Raw genomic sequence first — 17,695 nt, 5'->3', positions numbered from 1 at the left:
GAAATCAACAGGCCTTCGAGTGGTTGTGCGGCGGCGGTCAATGGGCAGCCTTCAGCGCCCGGCGGTATTGCACGGCTTCAGCGACATGGACGACCTGGACGGCCTGCGCACCTGCGAGGTCGGCAATTGTCCTGGCCACTTTCAGGCAGCGATGGATGCTGCGGCCTGACCACCCCAATCGCGCTGCTGCGGTGTTCAGGAATTTCGCGGCCGCGTCATCGAGCTGGCACTGTGCATCAATGGCCTGGCCTTCCAGTGCCTGGTTGGTGGTGCCCTGCCGGGCAATAGCGCGGTCACGTGCCGTGGCAACCCGGGCCCGGATAACGGCGGTGGCCTCGCCCGGCGGCGCGTTGACCAGTTCATCGGCTGCGAGCGCACCCACCTCAACATGCAGGTCGATGCGGTCCAGCAGCGGGCCGCTGAGCTTGCCCTGGTAACGCGACACCTGTTCGGGCGAACAACGGCAAGCCCGCAAGCTCGAGCCGAGGTAACCGCAGGGGCAAGGGTTCATCGCTGCGACCAGCTGAAACCGCGCCGGAAACTCGGCGCGCTGGGCGGCTCGCGAAATGGTGATGGTGCCGGACTCCAGCGGTTCACGCAGGGCTTCCAGGGCTGCCCGCGGAAACTCCGGGAGTTCATCCAGAAACAGGATGCCGCGGTGCGCCAGGGAAATTTCACCAGGCCGCGGCGGGGAACCACCGCCGACAAGCGCAACGGCGCTGGCCGTGTGGTGCGGCGCGCAGGTGGGGCGTATCGCCCATTTGTCCAGCGTGAACCGGCCGCCCAATGACGCCACCGCTGCGCTTTCCAGCGCTTCTTCGGTAGTCATGGCCGGCAGGAGGCCCGCAAAGCGCTGCGCCAGCATGGATTTTCCGGAGCCTGGAGCGCCCATCATCAGTACACTGTGCCCGCCGGTCGCGGCAATTTCCAGCGCGCGCCGGGCCGCCGCCTGGCCTTTGACGTCGGCCAGATCAGGATACGGGGACTGCCCCGAAGGCACGATCGGCTTGACGCGCGACCAGCCTTCCCCTGCTTCAATCGGGGTGTCGCCCGGCAAAAATTGCCTCACCACATCGAGCAAATGGTGCGCCTGAAAGATTTCGGCGCCGGGGACCAGCGCTGCTTCCTGGGCACTGGCCTCCGGCAGCACCAGCTTCGGCAGTTTCTCGGCGGCAAGCCGTTCCGGGCGCGCCAGAGCGAGGCTCATGGCAAGCGCTCCCCGAATGGGCCGCAAATCGCCGCCCAGCGACAATTCGCCGGCGAATTCATAGCCTTCCAGTTTGCGGGCGTCGATCTGGCCGCTGGCCGCCAGGATTCCGAGCGCGATAGGCAGGTCGAACCGGCCGGAATCCTTGGGAAGGTCAGCAGGTGCCAGATTGACCGTAATGCGTTTATTGGCGGGAAATTCCAGGCCGGTGTTCTGGATGGCCGAGCGCACACGCTCACGTGCTTCCTTGACTTCTGTTTCCGCAAGCCCGACCAGCGTGAAGCTGGGCAAACCATTGGCAAGATGCACCTCCACCTGCACAGGCCTTGCTTCCAGGCCCAACAAGGCGCGGCTACGCACTAAAGACAAGCTCATTCGAAACTCCCTCCCTCAGAGGCGGCATCACAACTGAACCCGAGGCCATCCCGGGTTGCAGGCGCACCAGACCTTCACATAAGACGAGTATCGCCTAGCGAGAGAAGCCAGCCGCCGGTTCGCCGGAAAGGTGTGCCCCGCAGCCGATAGCGGCGCTCACTTTCGTCCTGCGCACTTGCCTGGTTGTGTCAGTGCCGGGATCCGCCATAGCACTCTTGCACCAATCTCCTGGTGCTGGCCCGGCCCAGAAACGAACGTTGCGGAAGACTACCGTGCACTAAAGACAAGCTTGATGATGCTTTTTCGGTTTCATGCGCCAAAATTGTGCGTCTATACGCCCTTTATTGGTGCATCGCATTCATTGCAATCCGCGGAGGTTGGCTCGAAGTTCGGGGGCAGGCTGATCATTCACGCAAAGTGTCTTTGGCACGTTACCTGCTAAGAAGTCCACGCAAGTTGCCAACCTTTGGAGCTTCTACGGAGACTCCATCAGCAATGACTCGTACAAAAGCCTTAATCCGGCTGAGGTGGTGCTTGACGATGCTGCTTCCCTATTCATCCCTGGAGGAAACCTGAAAATGAAACTCGTAACGGCCATCATTAAACCGTTCAAGCTGGACGAAGTGCGTGAAGCGCTTTCCGGCATTGGCGTGCAAGGCATTACTGTGACTGAGGTCAAAGGCTTCGGCCGCCAGAAAGGCCATACCGAGCTGTACCGCGGCGCCGAGTATGTCGTCGATTTTCTGCCCAAGGTCAAGATCGAAGCAGCAGTCTCCGACGAGCTGGTGGATCGCGTGATTGAAGCGGTTGAGGGCGCCGCCCGCACCGGCAAGATCGGCGACGGCAAGGTTTTTGTTTACAACCTCGAGCAGGTCGTGCGCATCCGTACCGGTGAAACCGGCAAGGAAGCGCTGTAAGGCTTACCCCAAAAAACGAAGAGAACATAGACATGAAAAAACTACTTGCCTCCCTTGTACTGGGATTAAGCCTGCTGATGACCGGCGCCGTGATGGCGCAGGCCCCGGCAGCTGCGCCCGCCGCTTCCGCTGCAGAAGCCAAACCGGCTGAAGCCGCGGCTTCAGCCGCCGCGCCTGCTGCAGCGACAGCACCCGCCGCTGCAGCAGCAGCCTCTGCACCGGCTGCCGCTGCGCCCGTTCCCAATAAAGGCGACACCGCCTGGATGATGGTTTCCACGCTGCTGGTCATCATGATGACCGTGCCCGGCCTGGCGCTGTTCTACGGCGGTCTGGTCCGCAGCAAGAACATGCTGTCGGTCCTGATGCAGGTCATGGTGACTTTCTCGATGATCGTCGTGCTATGGTTTATTTATGGCTACAGCCTGGCCTTCACTGAAGGCAACGCCTTCTTCGGCGGCTTCGACCGGCTCTTCATGAAGGGCATCTGGGACAACGTCGCGGGCACCTTTGCCAACGGCGCGACCTTCAGCAAGGGTGTCGTGATCCCCGAGATCGTGTTCGCCGCCTTCCAGGCCACCTTCGCCGGCATTACCTGCACGCTGATCGTCGGCGCTTTTGCCGAACGCATCAAGTTCTCCGCCGTGCTGCTGTTCATGGCCATCTGGTTCACCTTCAGCTATGCGCCTATCGCGCACATGGTCTGGTTCTGGATGGGCCCTGACGCCTACACCGGCAAGGAAGTCGCCGACGCCATGAGCGCCAAGGGTGGTTACCTCTGGCAAATGGGCGCCCTGGATTTCGCGGGCGGTACCGTGGTGCATATCAACGCCGCCGTCGCCGGCCTGGTTGGCGCCTTCTGCATCGGCAAGCGCATCGGCTACGGCAAGGAAGCCATGGCCCCTCACAGCCTCACGTTGACCATGGTTGGCGCCGCATTGCTGTGGGTGGGTTGGTTCGGCTTCAACGCCGGCTCCGCCCTGGAAGCCAACGGCTTCGCCGCCCTGGCCTTCATCAATACGCTGGGTGCTACCGCTGCCGCTGTGCTGGCATGGTGTGTCGGTGAAGCGCTGATGCGCGGCAAGGCCTCGATGCTGGGTGCAGCGTCCGGCGCTGTCGCCGGCTTGGTGGCCATCACGCCCGCAGCCGGCAACGTCGGCATCGGCGGCGGCCTGATCATCGGCCTGGTCGCCGGCTTCGCCTGCCTCTGGGGTGTGAACGGCCTGAAGAAACTGCTGGGCGCTGACGATTCGCTGGACGTGTTCGGCGTGCACGGCGTGGGCGGTATCCTGGGCGCGCTGCTCACAGGCGTGTTCAACTCGCCGGCCCTGGGCGGCCCGAGCTTTGTGGGCGACTGGGTCACCGCCACGGCCGTGACGCCTGACGCTTATTCCATTGCCAGCCAGGTCTGGATCCAGGCCAAGGCCGTGCTGGTCACCATCGTCTGGTCCGGTGTGGTTTCCTTCATCGCTTACAAGGTGGTTGACCTCACGATCGGCCTGCGCGTCAGCGAAGAAGACGAACGCGAAGGCCTGGACATCACCTCGCACGGTGAGACCGCCTACAACCGCTAATTAATAGTCGGACGAATTCGGGCTGCCCCAGGGCAGTCCCCCTGATTGAGTATCTCCTTTGGATGTTCAGCCCGCTGGCGCAAGCCGGTGGGCTGTTTTTTTTGGCGCGTGCCTTGTGGGCGTTGCACGATCGCCGGGATTCGGCTGGGGGGGCCGTTTCCGGCGGCGGCCCTGCCGGTGCTAACCTTGGGTCCCTGTCCACTTTTTAGCCTTTCAAGGAACGTCGCATGACATGGCAAACCGTTGTTGCACAACCCAGTGAACTGGGTGAATCGCCGTTCTGGCATCCCGATGAGCAAATGCTGTATTGGGTTGACATTCCAGGCCGGCAGATTCACCGCTGCAACGTCTTTATGGGAACGGTACAAAGCTGGGCCATGCCGTCGGAGCCCGGCAGCATTGCGCCGGCCCGTACACAGGGGCAAGGCAGCGGCCTGGTGATCGCATTGCGCGACGGCATTTATCGCGCCCGCGAGTGGGGTGCCGAGCTCCAGCAACTCATGCGGGCTGGCCATGACGCCACCACGACCCGGTTCAACGACGGCAAGGCCGATCCGCGCGGCCGCTTCTGGGCCGGCACGATGTACGAACCACGGGACAAGTCCGTGGCCGAGCTTTTTTCCATCGACTGCCGCAACAGCCTTGTGCCGGCGGTGGAGCGCAAGGCAGGCGGCGCCATCATCGCCAACGGCCTGGCCTGGTCGCCGGACGCCGCAACCGTGTACTGGACGGACACCCCCACGCACACCACCCATGCCTGGGACTGGGATGCCGACAGCAACGCCATGGCGAACCGCCGCGTTTTCCACCAATGGCCGGGCAAGCCAGCCGGCTGGCAGTTCGGCATGCCCGGCTATGGCGGGCGGCCCGACGGCGCCGCGGTAGACATCCAGGGCAACTACTGGGTGGCCATGTTTGAAGGTGCGCGCCTTCTCAAGCTGTCGCCGGCAGGAGAGTTGCTGGCTGAAATTCCCGTGCCCGCGCAGTGCCCGACCATGCCATGTTTTGGCGGCGACGACCTGCAAACGCTTTACATCACCACGGCGCGCTACAACCGGCTCCCTGCCGAACTGCAGGCCTATCCCGAGTCGGGTTGCGTGTTTTCGATGCGGGTGGATGTGCCCGGCCTGCCGGTGAATTTTTTCGAGGATTGAGCTTCGCCCTCTGAAAAAACCGAACAGGCGGCATGCAAAAAGATCAACGCCCCAAGCGCGATACCCACGTACCATCCAGCCATGCTTTCAGACACCGATGATGTGATGGAATCCCTGACCGGGCGGATACGCACCGCTGCTGCCGCCGGCACGCCGCTGCGTATTCGCGGTGGCGGTACCAAGGACTTCTACGGCCAATGCCTGGAAGGTGACATCCTCGACATGACGCCGTACGCGGGTGTCATCAGCTACGAACCCAGTGAACTGGTGGTGACCGCGCGCGCCGGCACGCCGCTGGCCGAACTCGAGGCCTTGCTGGCGGGCCAAGGCCAGTGCCTGCCCTTCGAGCCGCCGCGTTTTGACGATTCAGGGGCGAAAGCCACGGTGGGCGGCATGGTCGCCAGCGGCCTGAGCGGGCCGGCACGCGCCAGCGTGGGCGCAGTGCGTGATTACATGTTGGGCCTCCAGCTCATCAACGGGCGCGGCGAACCGCTCACGTTTGGCGGCCAGGTCATGAAAAATGTGGCGGGTTATGACGTCTCACGGCTCATGGTGGGAGCCTTGGGTACCTTGGGCGTACTCACAGAAGTCAGCCTCAAGGTGCTGCCGGTGGCGCCTGCCGAGGCCACCCTGCGTTTTGAATGCAGCCAGGCGCAGGCGCTTGAATGGCTGAACGCCTGGGGTGGCCGACCCTTGCCGCTTAATGCGAGTTGCTGGTCCAAAGAAGCCGGTGTTGGTACGCTCTATCTGCGATTGCGCGGCGCAGTCGCCGCCGTCGAAGCCGCCTGCAAAGTGATGGGCGGTGAGAAACAAGGCTGCGCCGAAGCTGCCGGTTATTGGCAGGCCTGCCGCAACCAGCAGCATCCGTGGTTCCAGGCACGCCAGGCCGACCAGGACTTGTGGCGGCTGTCCTTGCCGCAAACGGCGCCTGCTCAGAATTTGCCTGATTCGCCGCTGGTGGAATGGCATGGCGCCCAGCGATGGGTGCGGGCAGGCGCCGGGCAGGCAGAGGCACTGCGTGCGGCCGCCGCACAAGTTGGCGGTCATGCTACTCTTTTTATAGCTGCCGGCGCTTATTCGGCAGGCGCTACTGCCCGATTTGATGCATTAAAGCCACCACTGGACCGGATCCACCGGGAGCTCAAGCGCGAGTTCGATCCCGCCGGCGTCCTTAACCGCGGCCGCATGGCGGCGGGCTGGTAGTTCATGCGCCGCCTGCGCCATCTCACCGGGCAGCACCGCACGCCCACCATCAACCGCCTGCTCGGCGGCTTGCTCGCATTCAACGCCGGAGCTGTCAATGCCGGAGGCTTTCTGCTGGTCAGCATGTACACCTCGCACATGACGGGGTTTGTCTCGATCGTGGCCGACAACCTCATCCTTGGAAACCTGACACTGGTGCTTGGTGCGGTGGGCGCTTTGCTGGCCTTCACCCTGGGCGCAGCTGTGACAGCTGTGCTGGTCAATTGGGCGCGCCATCGTCACCTTCGCAGTGAATTCGCGCTGCCGCTGTTGCTGGAGGCCGTTCTTTTGCTCGTCTTCGGCCTGCTAGGCGCAACGCTGAACCGGCAGACGCCGTTCGCCGTGCCCCTGACCGTGCTGGTGCTGGCCTTCACCATGGGCCTGCAAAACGCGCTGGTCAGCAAAATCTCGTCCTCCCAGATCCGCACCACGCACATGACCGGTGTCATCACCGACCTCGGCATCGAGCTCGGCAAGATGTTTTACTGGAACCGTACCGCCAGCTCCATGGAGTCCCGTGTGCGCGCCAACCGCATCAAGGTGCGGCTTTTCGGCACCTTGCTGGCCATGTTCATCGCCGGCGGCCTGGTCGGCGCGGCCGGCTTTAAATATGTCGGCTTCATCTGGGTCGTGCCCCTGGCCCTCATGCTGCTGACCTTGTCCTTGCCGCCGCTGTATGCGGATTTCCGGCGCGCCGCTCGGCGCAAGGCCCTCGCTCTGGCCCTGAAAGAAGGGCCCTGACGCCATGCAAACCCATCTCGCCCCCGAATTCAAAAACACCGCTGACGGCCTGGAGGCTGAAGCCATCCTGCGCAAATGTGTGCACTGCGGTTTTTGCACGGCCACCTGCCCCACCTACCAATTGCTGGGTGACGAGCTTGACGGCCCGCGCGGGCGCATCTACCTCATCAAGCAGGTGCTGGAAGGCGAAGCGCCCACGCGCAAGACCCAGCTGCACCTGGACCGGTGCCTCACCTGCCGCAACTGCGAAAGCACCTGCCCCAGCGGTGTGGAGTACGGCCATCTGGTGGACATCGGCCGCAAGCTGGTTGATGAGCGCGTGCCGCGCCCGGCCGGCGAAAAGGCCTTGCGCTGGGCGCTCAAGGAAGGCTTGCCGTCGCCGCTTTTTGCGCCCGCCATGAAGGCCGGGCAAGCCGTGCGCGGCCTCTTGCCCGCATCGCTCAAAAACAAGGTGCCGGCCAGGCAGGCTGCCGGCCAGTGGCCCGCGCGCCAGCACGCCCGCAAGGTGCTTCTGCTCGAAGGCTGCGTGCAGCCCGCGATGATGCCCAACATCAATGCTGCCACGGCGCGTGTGCTTGACGCCGCCGGCATACAAACGGTGGTGGCGCAAAAAGCCGGATGCTGCGGCGCCGTCAAATTCCACCTCAATGACCAGGAGGGCGGCAAGGACGAGATGCGGCGTAACATCGACGCCTGGTGGCCGCTTGTGGAAGCCGGTGAGGGCGCCGGTGTTGAGGCCGTCGTCATGAATGCCTCGGGCTGCGGCGTCACCGTCAAGGAATACGGCCACCTCCTCGGGGACGATCCCGCCTACGCGGCCAAAGCCGTACGCATCAGCAAACTCACGCGCGACCTCAGTGAGCTCATGCCGGAGCTGGCCGGCGAGCTGCAGGGCAAGGTCAAGGCCCAGGCCGGCGCGCTGGTGTTCCACCCGCCCTGCACCCTGCAGCACGGCCAGCAGTTGCGCGGCGGGGTCGAGACGCTGATGGGCGCACTCGGCTTTAACGTCAAGCTGGCGGCCGGTGAATCGCACCTGTGCTGCGGTTCGGCTGGCACCTACTCCGTGCTGCAGCCCGACATCGCGTATCAACTGCGCGATCGCAAGCTCGGCAACCTGCAGGCCACTGCACCCGAAACCATCATCTCAGCCAATATCGGCTGCATCACGCACCTGCAAAGCGGCACGGCAACGCCGGTGCGGCACTGGGTGGAGGTGCTGGATTCTGCATTGAGATGAGCTAAACACGTACCAGCCGGGGCCGCGGAACTGGCTCTGCCAGGCCGCAGGCGCAGCGCCCCCTCGGGGGCAGCGCATTACACGAAGTGAAAAGCGTGGGGGCCAACATCCTCCTGACACCACGTTGTCAGTAGCCCCCCGACACCATCGAGGCTTCTTCAACACAAGGAGCCTCTCATGAAAAACGCCATCACCTGGTTTGAAATCCCCAGCGCCCAACTCGACAAAGCCCAGGCCTTTTACGAAGCCGTGCTCGAGTGCAAGATGCGCCGCGAGCCCATGGGCCCGTCCGAAGGCGCGGTGTTTCCCCATGAAGCGGAGGAGGGCGTGGGTGGCGCGATCCTGGCCGGCCCCACAGCGCCTGCTCCGGCGTCCGGCGGCACGTTGATTTACCTCGATGCTTCGCCTTCCCTGGATGCCGCACTGGCGCGCGCCGTCAAGGCCGGCGGCAAGGTCGCCTTGCCGCGCCAGGCGCTGCCGCCCGGCCTGGGTTTTTTTGCGCATATCACCGACCTGGACGGCAACCGCGTCGGCCTGCACGCCCTGGCCTGAGCCGCAATGGGCCGCAAGAACTGGATCGCCGTCGCCGGCGCAGAACATGCGCGGCGTGGCTGCGCGGATCCGCACAACGGCTACATGCAGGTTTGCCATGGCAAGTGCGCTCCGCTCAAACGGGTGCTGGCTGGGGATCGCGTGGCCTATTACTCGCCTGCGCTGACCATGGGCGGCAAAGACAAATTCCAGCGCTTTGTTTCCATAGGCGTGGTGCAGGCCGGCGAGCCGTATGCCTTCGACATGGGCGGCGGCTTTGTACCCTTCCGCCGCGACGTGACCTATGCGGCCGCGCGGGAGGTGACCATACTGCCTTGGCTGGACGAGTTCGAGTTTGTGGAAAGCCGCCGGCACTGGGGCTACAAGTTTCGCTTGGGTCTGTTCGAGGTCAGCGACCATGACATGCGGTTGATCGCAGGGGCCATGGGAGCAGACTGGGGCGCCCTGGAGGGCGCATCTCAAGTGCACGGTTCCACGCCATTATTTGAGTGATGGCAGGCGTGGCGAGGGCGCTATGCGCTCTATCATCCACTCACCATGCGCCGCGCCGACCGTCTCTTCCACCTTGTCCAGCTGATTCGCGGCCGCCGGCTCAGCACGGCAGAATTCCTGGCGAAGCGGCTGGAGGTGTCCGAACGCACCATCTACCGCGACGTGGCCGACTTGCAGCTGCAGGGCGTGCCGATTGAAGGCGAGGCGGGCGTGGGTTACCGGCTCGGCTCGGGTTTTGACCTGCCGCCGCTGATGTTTACGCAAAAGGAAGCCAATGCGCTGGTCGCTTCGGTGCGGCTGGCCCAGGCATGGCTGGACCCAGCCATGGCAGGTGATGCGGAGTCGGCCTGGAGCAAGATCTTTTCGGTGCTCCCGCTGGCTGCGCGCTCGGCCGCGGAGAACGTGCCGCTGTTTGCCGTGGTGATCAATCCTGATGAGGCGACGCAGCGCAGCCTCCAGCTTTTGCGTGAAGCGGTGCATGCGCGTCGCAAGGTCGCGCTGCGTTACCGTGATGCGCAAGAGCGGGAAAGCCAGCGCGTGTTGTGGCCGCTGGGCTGTTTTTACTGGGGCAGTGTCTGGACGCTGGGGGCCTGGTGCGAAAGCCGGCAGGACTTTCGCAGCTTTCGCCTGGACCGTATGACGGCGATCACCATGCTGGATGACCGGCTGGACCATGTGCCGGGCCGCACACTCGCGGATTTCCTGCGTGCCGTCAAAACCCGGTAAGCGCAATTCGCTATCAAATTAATAGCTGACTGCGCTTGTCCATATTGGGCTACAGCCTCTTTTTTCTCGAAAAATCAAGCCGCAAGGGCAGCCTCGATGTCCTTGGCCAGGTCTGCCGGCTTGTCGCTGGGCGCATAACGCCGTATGACTTTCCCGTCCTTGCCGACCAGGAACTTGGTGAAGTTCCATTTGATGGACTTGATGCCCAGCAGGCCGGGCGCCTCGGCCGACAGCCACTGGTAGAGCGGGTGGGCGGCGGGGCCGTTGACGTCGATCTTGGACATCATCGGGAAGCTCACGCCATAGTTGACCTGGCAGAACTCGGCGATCTGGTCGTCGCTACCGGGGTCTTGCGAGAGAAACTGGTTGCTGGGAAAACCCAGGACCGCCAGGCCTTTGCCAGCGTATTGTTTGTACAGCTCTTCCAGCCCCGCGAACTGCGGCGTGAAGCCGCATTTGCTGGCGGTATTGACGATCAGCATCACTTTGCCCCTGAAGGCGTCGAGTGCGACGTCTTTGCCCGTGATGTCTTTGGCCTGGAAGTCGTAAACCGTTTTTTCTGCGCCCATGGTTGTCTCCTTGTTAAATGTCGCTGAAAATTTCCCGTCGGTCAGCCCCCAGGGAAATTAGCCCCCACGGGGCAGCGCATTACACGCGGCGAAAAGCGTGGAGGCCTGTTTAATGGGATTTTGCGCTTTCCGGGGACGAAGGCGCTGTCGCCGCCAGCACAGCCGCCAGCACGATCAGGCCGCCGCCCAGCAGCACGCGAGGAGTCAGCTCGGCGGCGCCCATTGCAGCGGACGACAGGCTGGCAAAGAGGATTTCAGTCAACATCACGATGGCGGTTGTGCCTGCAGCCAGCCTCGCGGCGCCGTACTGCAGGCCGGCGTTACTGGCCATGAAGGCCAGAGCCAGCCCCAACACCACCGGTATGCCGGCTGCCGCTAGTGCAGGTGCGGGCACCACGGCTTGCGACATGCCCATCAGCGCCGCAGCCGCCGCCATCAGGCCGCTGCCGCCGAACATGGCCAGCATGCGCGACTCGCTGGGTGTGTGGTTGTATTTGCGCAGTACCGAATTGGTCACGGCAAAGCTGAAACCCCCCATGATGGCCAGCCAGTCTGCGGCGCCCTGTGGCACCGGCCACGGCGACTCGGGCGCCTTCAGCACGATCAGCACGCCAGCCATGGCTAGCAGCAGCCGCAGCAGCGAAGCGCCCGAAGGCTTTTCACCCAGCATGACCCAGGCCACCAGCACCGACCAGGCCGGCATCAGGTAAAACAGCAGCACCACGCGCACTACGTCACCCACTGTCACAGCCCAGTTGAATCCGACGTTGGTGAGTCCCGAAGCCGCCGCCAGGAACCACAGCTGGGGGTGCGCCACAAAGCCGCGCCAGGCGGTGGGGCGCAGCGTCAGGAGGCCGGTCACCACGACCGCATAGACCAGCGCCGTGGTCCACAACGGGTGCAGGCCATGGCCTTGCAGCTGGCGCAGCGGCCACCACGAAACGCCCCAGACGAACGCATTCAGCGTGAGCGCGAGAACGGCTTTTGACGTGCCGCCGCGTACGGGAGCACCGGGAGCATCGGCCAGCATCAGTGCGATTTATCGCTGCGGGCGATGCTCAGCAGGTGGTCCACCTGCTCTTTGTATTTGACGGTGTTGCGCTTGTGCCAGCGCTGGATCACCCACATGAAGCCTGCCACTACGACGCCAAAGGCTGTGATGGCACCAAAGGCCGACAGGCCCATGCCGGTGGAGAGGCTGTAGAAAGCCCCCAGGCTCAAAATGCAGGCCTGTTCGTTGAAGTTCTGCACAGCAATCGAACGGCCCGCGCCCATCAGGTTGTGGCCGCGGTGCTGCAGCAGCGCGTTCATGGGCACGACCAGGAAGCCGCCCAGGCCACCCAGCAGGATCAGGAAAGGCGCGGCCACCCAGACATTGCCGATGAAGTTCATCAAGATGACCAGAAGGCCCATGGCAATACCCAGCGGCATCACGCTGGTGGCCTGGTCCAGCCGCATGCGCATGGAGGCCAGCACGGCACCGACGGCGGTGCCGATGGCGACCACACCGACCAGGGAAGAGGCTTGTGTCGTGCTGTAACCCAGGGCGGCCGCGCTCCAGGCCAGCACGATGTAGCGCAAATTACCCGACACGCCCCAAAACAGGGTGGTGGTCGCCAGGGAAATCTGACCCAGCTTGTCGCGCCACAGCGCCGAGTTGCAGTTCCAGAAATCGGGCAGCAGTTCCAGCTTGTTGCGCGGCATGGGCCGCATCTCCACGCCGGTGTCGGGGATACGGGTGTTGAACCAGGCCGCGATGATGTAGAGCAGGATCAGCACGGAAATCGCGGCTTCAGGGGCGGTGTCGATGCCGGTGGTGATGACGGGAAAGTCAAACGAAAGCAATAGCGACGACACTGAATGGCCCACGAGCTGGCCGCCCAGCAAAACGCCGAGGATGATGGAAGAAATCGTCAAGCCTTCAATCCAGCCGTTGGCCTTGACCAGCTGCGAAGCCGGCAGGAGTTCGGTGAGGATGCCGTATTTTGCGGGGGAATACGCCGCCGCCCCGAGCCCGACGATGGCATAGGCCAGCAGCGGGTGGGAGCCAAACAGCATCATCAGGCAGCCGATCACCTTGATGGCATTGCTGACGAACATGACGTTGCCCTTGGGGCGCGCATCGGCAAAAGCCCCCACAAAAGGCGCCAACACCACGTAAAAGAGCGCAAACATGGGCACCAGCGCCGCCGGCTGCCATTTGGGCGCACCGCTGGTTTTCAGCAGCTCCACGGCGGCCACAAACAGCGCGTTATCAGCCAGCGAGCTGAAAAACTGGGCCGCCATGATGGTGTAGAAACCGCGCTTCATTAAACTGTTGTGGTCACTGCATCAATGCATCAGCGGATCTGATGCGGCAAGATATGGGTGAATGTCTCCAGACGATTCCGGTTTATAGCATGGGGGGCGGTGTCAGAATGCAAAAGACCTCATCCAGAGGCTTTTCGTCCCGACGGGCCCGTCAGCCTGCCACGCTCCCGGAAAACAATTTACTGCGCCATGCCACGTCCCATTCTTGCCACCATTCACACCGCAGCGCTTGCCCACAACCTTGCCCGCGCGCGCTCTGCCGCGCCCGATGCGCGGGTCTGGGCCATCGTCAAGGCCAATGCCTATGGCCACGGCATCGAACGTGTTTTTGATGCGCTGCGCAGTGCCGACGGATTTGCGCTGCTGGACCTGGCTGAAGCGCAGCGCCTGCGCGCGCTGGACTGGCGCGGCCCCATCCTGTTGCTGGAAGGCTGCTTCGAGGCGCGGGATCTCGAGCTGTGCTCCCGCCTGGGCTTGTGGCATGCCATTCACTGCAACGAGCAGATCGACATGCTGGCTGCCCACAAGACGCAGCTGCCGCACCGTGTCTTCCTCAAGATGAATTCGGGCATGAACCGGCTGGGCTTTGCGCCCGAGCGCTACCGTGCAGCGTGGACGCGCCTGAATGCGTTGCCCCAGGTCGAAGAGATCACGCTGATGACGCATTTTTCCGATGCAGACGGCCCTAAAGGCATCGCCACAGCGCTGAAGGCCTTCGACGCCGTGACGCACGACCTGCCGGGTGAGCGCACCCTCAGCAACAGCGCCGCCACCTTGCGGCACGGCGATGTGCTGGCCGGGCGTTCTGACTGGGTGCGTCCGGGCATTCTGGTTTATGGCAGCTCGCCCGACTTCCCCGAGCACAGCGCGGCCGACTGGGATTTGAAGCCCACCATGACGCTGTCATCGAAAGTCATCGGTACCCAGGAGCTCAAAGCCGACGAGACCGTGGGTTACGGCTCCCGCTTCACGGCCGACGGTCCGCTGCGCATAGGCATCGTCGCCTGCGGCTATGCCGACGGCTACCCGCGGCATTGCAGCACAGGCACGCCGGTGCTGGTGAACGGTGTGCGCACGCGCATGGTGGGGCGCGTCAGCATGGACATGATCACGGTGGACCTGACTCCCGTGCCCGGCGCGGGCATCGGCACCGAGGTAACGCTGTGGGGGTGCGCCTCCAGCGGTGCGGTGCTGCCGATCGACGAAGTGGCGTACGCCGGCGGCACTGTGGGCTATGAACTGATGTGCGCGCTCGCGCAGCGTGTGCCCGTGCAGGTCGAATGAAGAATCTCTCCAACTGGCGCTCGGTCCGCGTGCTCGAGGGCCGGCTGGAGCGCGAGCTGCGCCAGCGCCACAGCCTCGGGCTGCACGGCCTTTGCATCGGTTCGCTGACCTTGGGCATGATGTGGGCGGTGTCCCACCTGCAGATGGTGATGGGCGTGGACTCGCTGGCGCTGCGCTACCTGATCACCCTGGGCGCCGGCTACCTGGCCTACCTGATGGTTTTGCGCGGCTGGGCCGCTTTGCTGGTGAACCGGCGCGCTGAATCGGGCAAGGCCGACGGCAACTGGGGCGACCTGCTTGATGTGCCTGGCAACCTGCCTTCGGGCGGCGGTGCCAGGCTGCCCATGCAATCTGGCGGTGGCGGCAACTTCGGCGGCGGCGGCGCAAGTGGAGATTTCGGCGGTGTGCCCGACGCGGTCAGTGGGTTGGGCGATGCGGCCGGCGGAGCGTTGGATGCCCTGGGCAGCGCGGACGAAGGCGCCGTGGTGGTCATCCCGGTCGTCGCGATTTTCCTGGTCGGCGCGGCCATTTTGTTCGGCGCGGGATCCTTGCTGCTGCTGTTCTTCGGCTGGGAAGTACTGCTGACCGTAGCCGTCGAGCTGGCTTTCTCTTATGTGTCAGCGCGCGCTGCGGTGCGCGTGGTGCGGGAAGGCTGGGTTTCGGCCGCCGTGCGCCTGACCTGGAAGCCCATGCTGGGCGCCCTGGCGTGTGGCGTATTGCTGGGCGCTACGATAGATCACTTCATCCCCGCGGCCCACTCGCTGCCGCAGGCGATCAAGCTGATCAGCCGGCGGGACGCGCGCTGAAGGGGCGGCACGTTCTTTCTTCTTTTACGTACGAGGAGCTTTCCATGGCATCGCAAGAACTGGAATACGCAGGCTTCTGGATTCGCGTCTGGGCGTCCATCATTGACACCCTTCTTCTCGGCATCGTTCTGTACCCGCTGCTCACGACGATTTACGGCAACGCTTATTGGGAAGGTACGAGTTTTGTCCACGGTCCCCTGGATTTTTTGATTTCCTGGGTGCTGCCCGCTATCGTGGTGCTGCTGTTCTGGGTGACGCGGCAGGCCACGCCCGGCAAGATGGCGATTGCCGCCTGCATCGTGGACGCCAGAACCGGAAACCACCCCAGCACCGGCCAGCTGATGATCCGCTACCTCGGCTATTTTGTTTCCTCCATCCCTTTCGGCCTGGGCCTCTTCTGGGTGGCTTTTGATTCGCGCAAGCAGGGCTGGCACGACAAGATGGCCGGCACGGTGGTGGTGCGCAAAAAATCCGGCACCACCCGGCCCGTGGAATTTACGGATTGAGATTCAGCCACCCATGACAAATACTTCTTCCCCCAGCATCCGCCCCGTCCGCAAATCGGACTTCGCCGCCTGGTTTCCGCTTTGGAACGGCTATAACAGTTTCTACGGCCGCTCCGGCCCCACGGCTTTAGCGGGCGAGATCACTGCCATGACCTGGTCGCGCTTCTTTGATTCCTATGAGCCGATTCACGCGCTGGTAGCCGAAGCCGACGGCGAACTCGTGGGGCTTACCCATTACCTGTTCCATCGCAGCAGCACCCGCATCGTTCCGGTCTGCTACCTGCAGGACTTGTTCACGGCCGAATCTGTGCGCGGCCGCGGTGTCGGCAAAGCCTTGATCGAGGCTGTCTATGAACGAGCCAGGGCGGCGGGCTGCGACCGGGTGTACTGGCAAACCCACGAAACCAATGCCACGGCCATGCGCTTGTATGACCAGGTGGCGGAGAAATCCGGTTTTGTGGTTTACGCCAAGGCGCTTTAACCCCCACCCCTTTCGAGCCATCACGCCGGCCCACACGCTGTGTAGGTTTTGGCGGACGCCAGCCTTTGCCGCGATCCGCTAATTTTTAAGCGGGGGCTGCTCGAAACCCGCCCGCCGCCCGCTGTGATGCCATGCCGGTGAAGCCTTGCAGCCGTTCGGGATGCCGGCGTCAAGGAGTGTCCATGAGCCAGTTTGAGACCAAAAAAGAGCAGGACGTGCAGTCCATGCTCGAAACATTCGCCAAAGCTTTTACCCGCGGCGACGGCAAGACCGCCGCGACTTGCTGGGAAGTCCCCGCGCTGATCGTCGCGGACCAGGGAAGCAAGGCCGTCGCCACGCTGCGAGAGGTGGAAGAGTTCTACGGCGGCGCCGCCAAACAATACAACGACATGGGTATCACCGACACGCGGCCGGAAGTCCAGTCCGTCACCTGGCTGACGGACAAGCTGGCCTGCGTCCATGTACGCTGGCCTTACCTCGACGCCAAGGGCCAGGCGCGGCCGGAGTCGGAGGCCTCGACCTATGTCATGCGCATCGGCGACGACGGCCGGCCAAGGATCAACGTCGTCGTCATGATGGGATTCAAAAAGGGCTGAGCGGATTTATTGCGGCGCGACTTTTGCGCCGGTCAGTTTTTCCTGCGCCTTCACCAGCGCCGGAACAAACTCCTTGCCGTAACCCAGCGCGCTGGCCGTCACCAGGCTCTGGTGCACGGCTTCGCCGACCAGGGACGGCACTTTGACCATCTCGGCCAGGTGGGTGTAGTAGCGCAAGTCCTTGCGCGCATTGTCGAGTTCGAATTTGAGCCCGGCAAAGTCGCCGCCCAGGGTCTTGGCCATGGCCTGGAACAGGCCCGAATTGACCGCGCCGGCGGACACCACGTCGACCAGCTTTTGCGGCTCAATGCCGGCCAGCGCACCCACGGCGAAGGCTTCGGCCGTGGCGGTGCAGATGGCCTGGGCTATGAAGTTGTTGAGCAGCTTGACGACGTGGCCGGCGCTGGGGCCGCCGACGTGGAAGATGTTTTCGCAATAGGCGGCCAGCACCGGGCGGATCTTGTCGAACACGGCCTGCTCTGCGCCCACCATGGTGTTGAGCTTGCCGAGCTCGGCCTCCACTGGCGTGCGCGCCAGCGGCGCGTCTACCAGGGTGGCGCCGCGCTCGGCGCACAAGGCGGCCAGGCGACGTGTGGATTCGGGCTCGCTGGTCGAGGTGTCGATCACGATCAACCCGGCGCGCGCCTTTGACAGTACGCCGTTGGCCCCGAGCAGGGTCTCCTCGACCTGCGGCGATCCCGTCACGCAAATGATCACCGCGTCGCAGGCGCCCAGCTCTGCGGGGCTTGCGGCCTGCTTCGCACCGGCGGCCAGCAGGTCAGCCACGCGCTCCGTGTTGCGGTGTACGGTGAGACTCACGTCAAAGCCCTTGGCCTGCAGGTTGCGCGCAATGCCGTGTCCCATGAGGCCCGATGCGCCGATAACGCCGATGTGTTTCATGTTGTCTCCTGAAAGATGGTGGTGAGAGG

General features: G+C 63.7%; 19 protein-coding genes. 14 read left to right on the top strand and 5 right to left on the bottom strand.

Going from position 1 to position 17,695, the window contains the following annotated elements; genetic code table 11:
* Positions 1 to 37 precede the first annotated feature (37 nt).
* Positions 38 to 1,582 (bottom strand): YifB family Mg chelatase-like AAA ATPase, encoded by a 1,545-nt coding sequence (locus AC1DYR_RS16215; protein ID WP_477706010.1) that lies wholly within the window; start codon positions 1,580 to 1,582, stop codon positions 38 to 40.
* A gap of 578 nt (positions 1,583 to 2,160) precedes the next feature.
* On the opposite strand from AC1DYR_RS16215, the gene glnK reads away from it, so the two are divergent.
* The 9 genes from glnK (at position 2,161) to AC1DYR_RS16170 (ending at position 10,214) form a co-directional block, all read left to right on the top strand.
* Positions 2,161 to 2,499, top strand: coding sequence for a P-II family nitrogen regulator (gene glnK / locus AC1DYR_RS16210; protein ID WP_077591625.1), 339 nt, complete (start codon positions 2,161 to 2,163; stop codon positions 2,497 to 2,499).
* A gap of 32 nt (positions 2,500 to 2,531) precedes the next feature.
* Positions 2,532 to 4,070 carry an ammonium transporter gene (locus AC1DYR_RS16205; protein WP_477706009.1) on the top strand — a complete coding sequence of 513 codons (1,539 nt, stop codon included), beginning with the start codon at positions 2,532 to 2,534 and terminating at the stop codon, positions 4,068 to 4,070.
* 227 nt (positions 4,071 to 4,297) lie between these two features.
* Complete coding sequence (locus AC1DYR_RS16200) at positions 4,298 to 5,224, top strand: SMP-30/gluconolactonase/LRE family protein (RefSeq protein ID WP_477706008.1); 927 nt, start codon at positions 4,298 to 4,300, stop codon at positions 5,222 to 5,224.
* Positions 5,225 to 5,305: 81 nt separating this feature from the next.
* The gene (gene glcE, locus AC1DYR_RS16195; RefSeq protein ID WP_477706007.1) at positions 5,306 to 6,427 is read left to right on the top strand and encodes a glycolate oxidase subunit GlcE; all 1,122 of its coding nucleotides are present in this window, start codon (positions 5,306 to 5,308) and stop codon (positions 6,425 to 6,427) included.
* Between the two features lie 3 nt (positions 6,428 to 6,430).
* Positions 6,431 to 7,207, top strand: coding sequence for a YoaK family protein (locus tag AC1DYR_RS16190; protein ID WP_477706006.1), 777 nt, complete (start codon positions 6,431 to 6,433; stop codon positions 7,205 to 7,207).
* Between the two features lie 4 nt (positions 7,208 to 7,211).
* A complete protein-coding gene (glcF, locus tag AC1DYR_RS16185; protein WP_477706005.1) occupies positions 7,212 to 8,444 on the top strand; it encodes a glycolate oxidase subunit GlcF in 1,233 nt (410 codons plus the stop codon).
* Positions 8,445 to 8,621: 177 nt separating this feature from the next.
* Positions 8,622 to 8,996: a VOC family protein gene (locus tag AC1DYR_RS16180; RefSeq protein ID WP_477706004.1), complete on the top strand. Its 375-nt coding sequence runs from the start codon at positions 8,622 to 8,624 to the stop codon at positions 8,994 to 8,996.
* 6 nt (positions 8,997 to 9,002) lie between these two features.
* Positions 9,003 to 9,488, top strand: a complete 486-nt coding sequence (locus tag AC1DYR_RS16175; protein ID WP_477706003.1) for an EVE domain-containing protein — start codon at positions 9,003 to 9,005, stop codon at positions 9,486 to 9,488.
* 45 nt (positions 9,489 to 9,533) lie between these two features.
* Positions 9,534 to 10,214: a helix-turn-helix transcriptional regulator gene (locus tag AC1DYR_RS16170; protein ID WP_477706002.1), complete on the top strand. Its 681-nt coding sequence runs from the start codon at positions 9,534 to 9,536 to the stop codon at positions 10,212 to 10,214.
* A 74-nt stretch (positions 10,215 to 10,288) separates the two neighbouring features.
* On the opposite strand, the gene AC1DYR_RS16165 is transcribed toward AC1DYR_RS16170, so the two are convergent.
* The 3 genes from AC1DYR_RS16165 to lplT form a co-directional block, all read right to left on the bottom strand.
* The gene (locus tag AC1DYR_RS16165; RefSeq protein WP_477706001.1) at positions 10,289 to 10,783 is read right to left on the bottom strand and encodes a glutathione peroxidase; all 495 of its coding nucleotides are present in this window, start codon (positions 10,781 to 10,783) and stop codon (positions 10,289 to 10,291) included.
* A gap of 109 nt (positions 10,784 to 10,892) precedes the next feature.
* Positions 10,893 to 11,813 (bottom strand): DMT family transporter, encoded by a 921-nt coding sequence (locus tag AC1DYR_RS16160; protein ID WP_477706000.1) that lies wholly within the window; start codon positions 11,811 to 11,813, stop codon positions 10,893 to 10,895.
* On the bottom strand, positions 11,813 to 13,093 hold the full coding sequence (gene lplT, locus AC1DYR_RS16155) for a lysophospholipid transporter LplT (RefSeq protein ID WP_477705999.1): 1,281 nt from the start codon (positions 13,091 to 13,093) through the stop codon (positions 11,813 to 11,815). Before lplT ends, AC1DYR_RS16160 begins: the two co-directional genes overlap by 1 nt.
* A 189-nt stretch (positions 13,094 to 13,282) precedes the next feature.
* Here lplT and alr point away from each other — a divergent pair, with 189 nt between their 5' ends.
* From alr to AC1DYR_RS16130, 5 genes are all read left to right on the top strand, one after another.
* Positions 13,283 to 14,377, top strand: coding sequence for an alanine racemase (alr, locus tag AC1DYR_RS16150; protein WP_477705998.1), 1,095 nt, complete (start codon positions 13,283 to 13,285; stop codon positions 14,375 to 14,377).
* Positions 14,374 to 15,183 carry a hypothetical protein gene (locus tag AC1DYR_RS16145; RefSeq protein ID WP_477705997.1) on the top strand — a complete coding sequence of 270 codons (810 nt, stop codon included), beginning with the start codon at positions 14,374 to 14,376 and terminating at the stop codon, positions 15,181 to 15,183. The genes alr and AC1DYR_RS16145 overlap by 4 nt, the downstream gene beginning before the upstream one ends.
* Before the next feature lie 44 nt (positions 15,184 to 15,227).
* Positions 15,228 to 15,689 (top strand): RDD family protein, encoded by a 462-nt coding sequence (locus AC1DYR_RS16140; protein WP_477705996.1) that lies wholly within the window; start codon positions 15,228 to 15,230, stop codon positions 15,687 to 15,689.
* A gap of 13 nt (positions 15,690 to 15,702) precedes the next feature.
* Positions 15,703 to 16,170 (top strand): N-acetyltransferase family protein, encoded by a 468-nt coding sequence (locus AC1DYR_RS16135; RefSeq protein ID WP_477705995.1) that lies wholly within the window; start codon positions 15,703 to 15,705, stop codon positions 16,168 to 16,170.
* A 182-nt stretch (positions 16,171 to 16,352) separates the two neighbouring features.
* A complete protein-coding gene (locus tag AC1DYR_RS16130) occupies positions 16,353 to 16,766 on the top strand; it encodes a Cif family virulence factor (protein ID WP_477705994.1) in 414 nt (137 codons plus the stop codon).
* 6 nt (positions 16,767 to 16,772) lie between these two features.
* Here the strand turns inward: AC1DYR_RS16130 and AC1DYR_RS16125 are convergent, their stop codons facing one another.
* Positions 16,773 to 17,666, bottom strand: coding sequence for an NAD(P)-dependent oxidoreductase (locus AC1DYR_RS16125; RefSeq protein ID WP_477705993.1), 894 nt, complete (start codon positions 17,664 to 17,666; stop codon positions 16,773 to 16,775).
* Positions 17,667 to 17,695: the final 29 nt, after the last annotated feature.

This window comes from Polaromonas sp. P1_F9, assembly GCF_056405615.1.
Note: the sequence above shows the minus strand (reverse complement) of the source record. Positions and strands in the feature narration are given on the sequence as shown.

Bases quoted from the DNA above. Each gene is read 5' to 3' on its own strand.
- AC1DYR_RS16215 (WP_477706010.1), bottom strand. From the start codon at position 1,582: ATGAGCTTGTCTTTAGTGCGTAGCCGCGCCTTGTTGGGCCTGGAAGCA.
- glnK (WP_077591625.1), top strand. From the start codon at position 2,161: ATGAAACTCGTAACGGCCATCATTAAACCGTTCAAGCTGGACGAAGTG.
- AC1DYR_RS16205 (WP_477706009.1), top strand. From the start codon at position 2,532: ATGAAAAAACTACTTGCCTCCCTTGTACTGGGATTAAGCCTGCTGATG.
- AC1DYR_RS16200 (WP_477706008.1), top strand. From the start codon at position 4,298: ATGACATGGCAAACCGTTGTTGCACAACCCAGTGAACTGGGTGAATCG.
- glcE (WP_477706007.1), top strand. From the start codon at position 5,306: ATGCTTTCAGACACCGATGATGTGATGGAATCCCTGACCGGGCGGATA.
- AC1DYR_RS16190 (WP_477706006.1), top strand. From the start codon at position 6,431: ATGCGCCGCCTGCGCCATCTCACCGGGCAGCACCGCACGCCCACCATC.
- glcF (WP_477706005.1), top strand. From the start codon at position 7,212: ATGCAAACCCATCTCGCCCCCGAATTCAAAAACACCGCTGACGGCCTG.
- AC1DYR_RS16180 (WP_477706004.1), top strand. From the start codon at position 8,622: ATGAAAAACGCCATCACCTGGTTTGAAATCCCCAGCGCCCAACTCGAC.
- AC1DYR_RS16175 (WP_477706003.1), top strand. From the start codon at position 9,003: ATGGGCCGCAAGAACTGGATCGCCGTCGCCGGCGCAGAACATGCGCGG.
- AC1DYR_RS16170 (WP_477706002.1), top strand. From the start codon at position 9,534: ATGCGCCGCGCCGACCGTCTCTTCCACCTTGTCCAGCTGATTCGCGGC.
- AC1DYR_RS16165 (WP_477706001.1), bottom strand. From the start codon at position 10,783: ATGGGCGCAGAAAAAACGGTTTACGACTTCCAGGCCAAAGACATCACG.
- AC1DYR_RS16160 (WP_477706000.1), bottom strand. From the start codon at position 11,813: ATGCTGGCCGATGCTCCCGGTGCTCCCGTACGCGGCGGCACGTCAAAA.
- lplT (WP_477705999.1), bottom strand. From the start codon at position 13,093: ATGAAGCGCGGTTTCTACACCATCATGGCGGCCCAGTTTTTCAGCTCG.
- alr (WP_477705998.1), top strand. From the start codon at position 13,283: ATGCCACGTCCCATTCTTGCCACCATTCACACCGCAGCGCTTGCCCAC.
- AC1DYR_RS16145 (WP_477705997.1), top strand. From the start codon at position 14,374: ATGAAGAATCTCTCCAACTGGCGCTCGGTCCGCGTGCTCGAGGGCCGG.
- AC1DYR_RS16140 (WP_477705996.1), top strand. From the start codon at position 15,228: ATGGCATCGCAAGAACTGGAATACGCAGGCTTCTGGATTCGCGTCTGG.
- AC1DYR_RS16135 (WP_477705995.1), top strand. From the start codon at position 15,703: ATGACAAATACTTCTTCCCCCAGCATCCGCCCCGTCCGCAAATCGGAC.
- AC1DYR_RS16130 (WP_477705994.1), top strand. From the start codon at position 16,353: ATGAGCCAGTTTGAGACCAAAAAAGAGCAGGACGTGCAGTCCATGCTC.
- AC1DYR_RS16125 (WP_477705993.1), bottom strand. From the start codon at position 17,666: ATGAAACACATCGGCGTTATCGGCGCATCGGGCCTCATGGGACACGGC.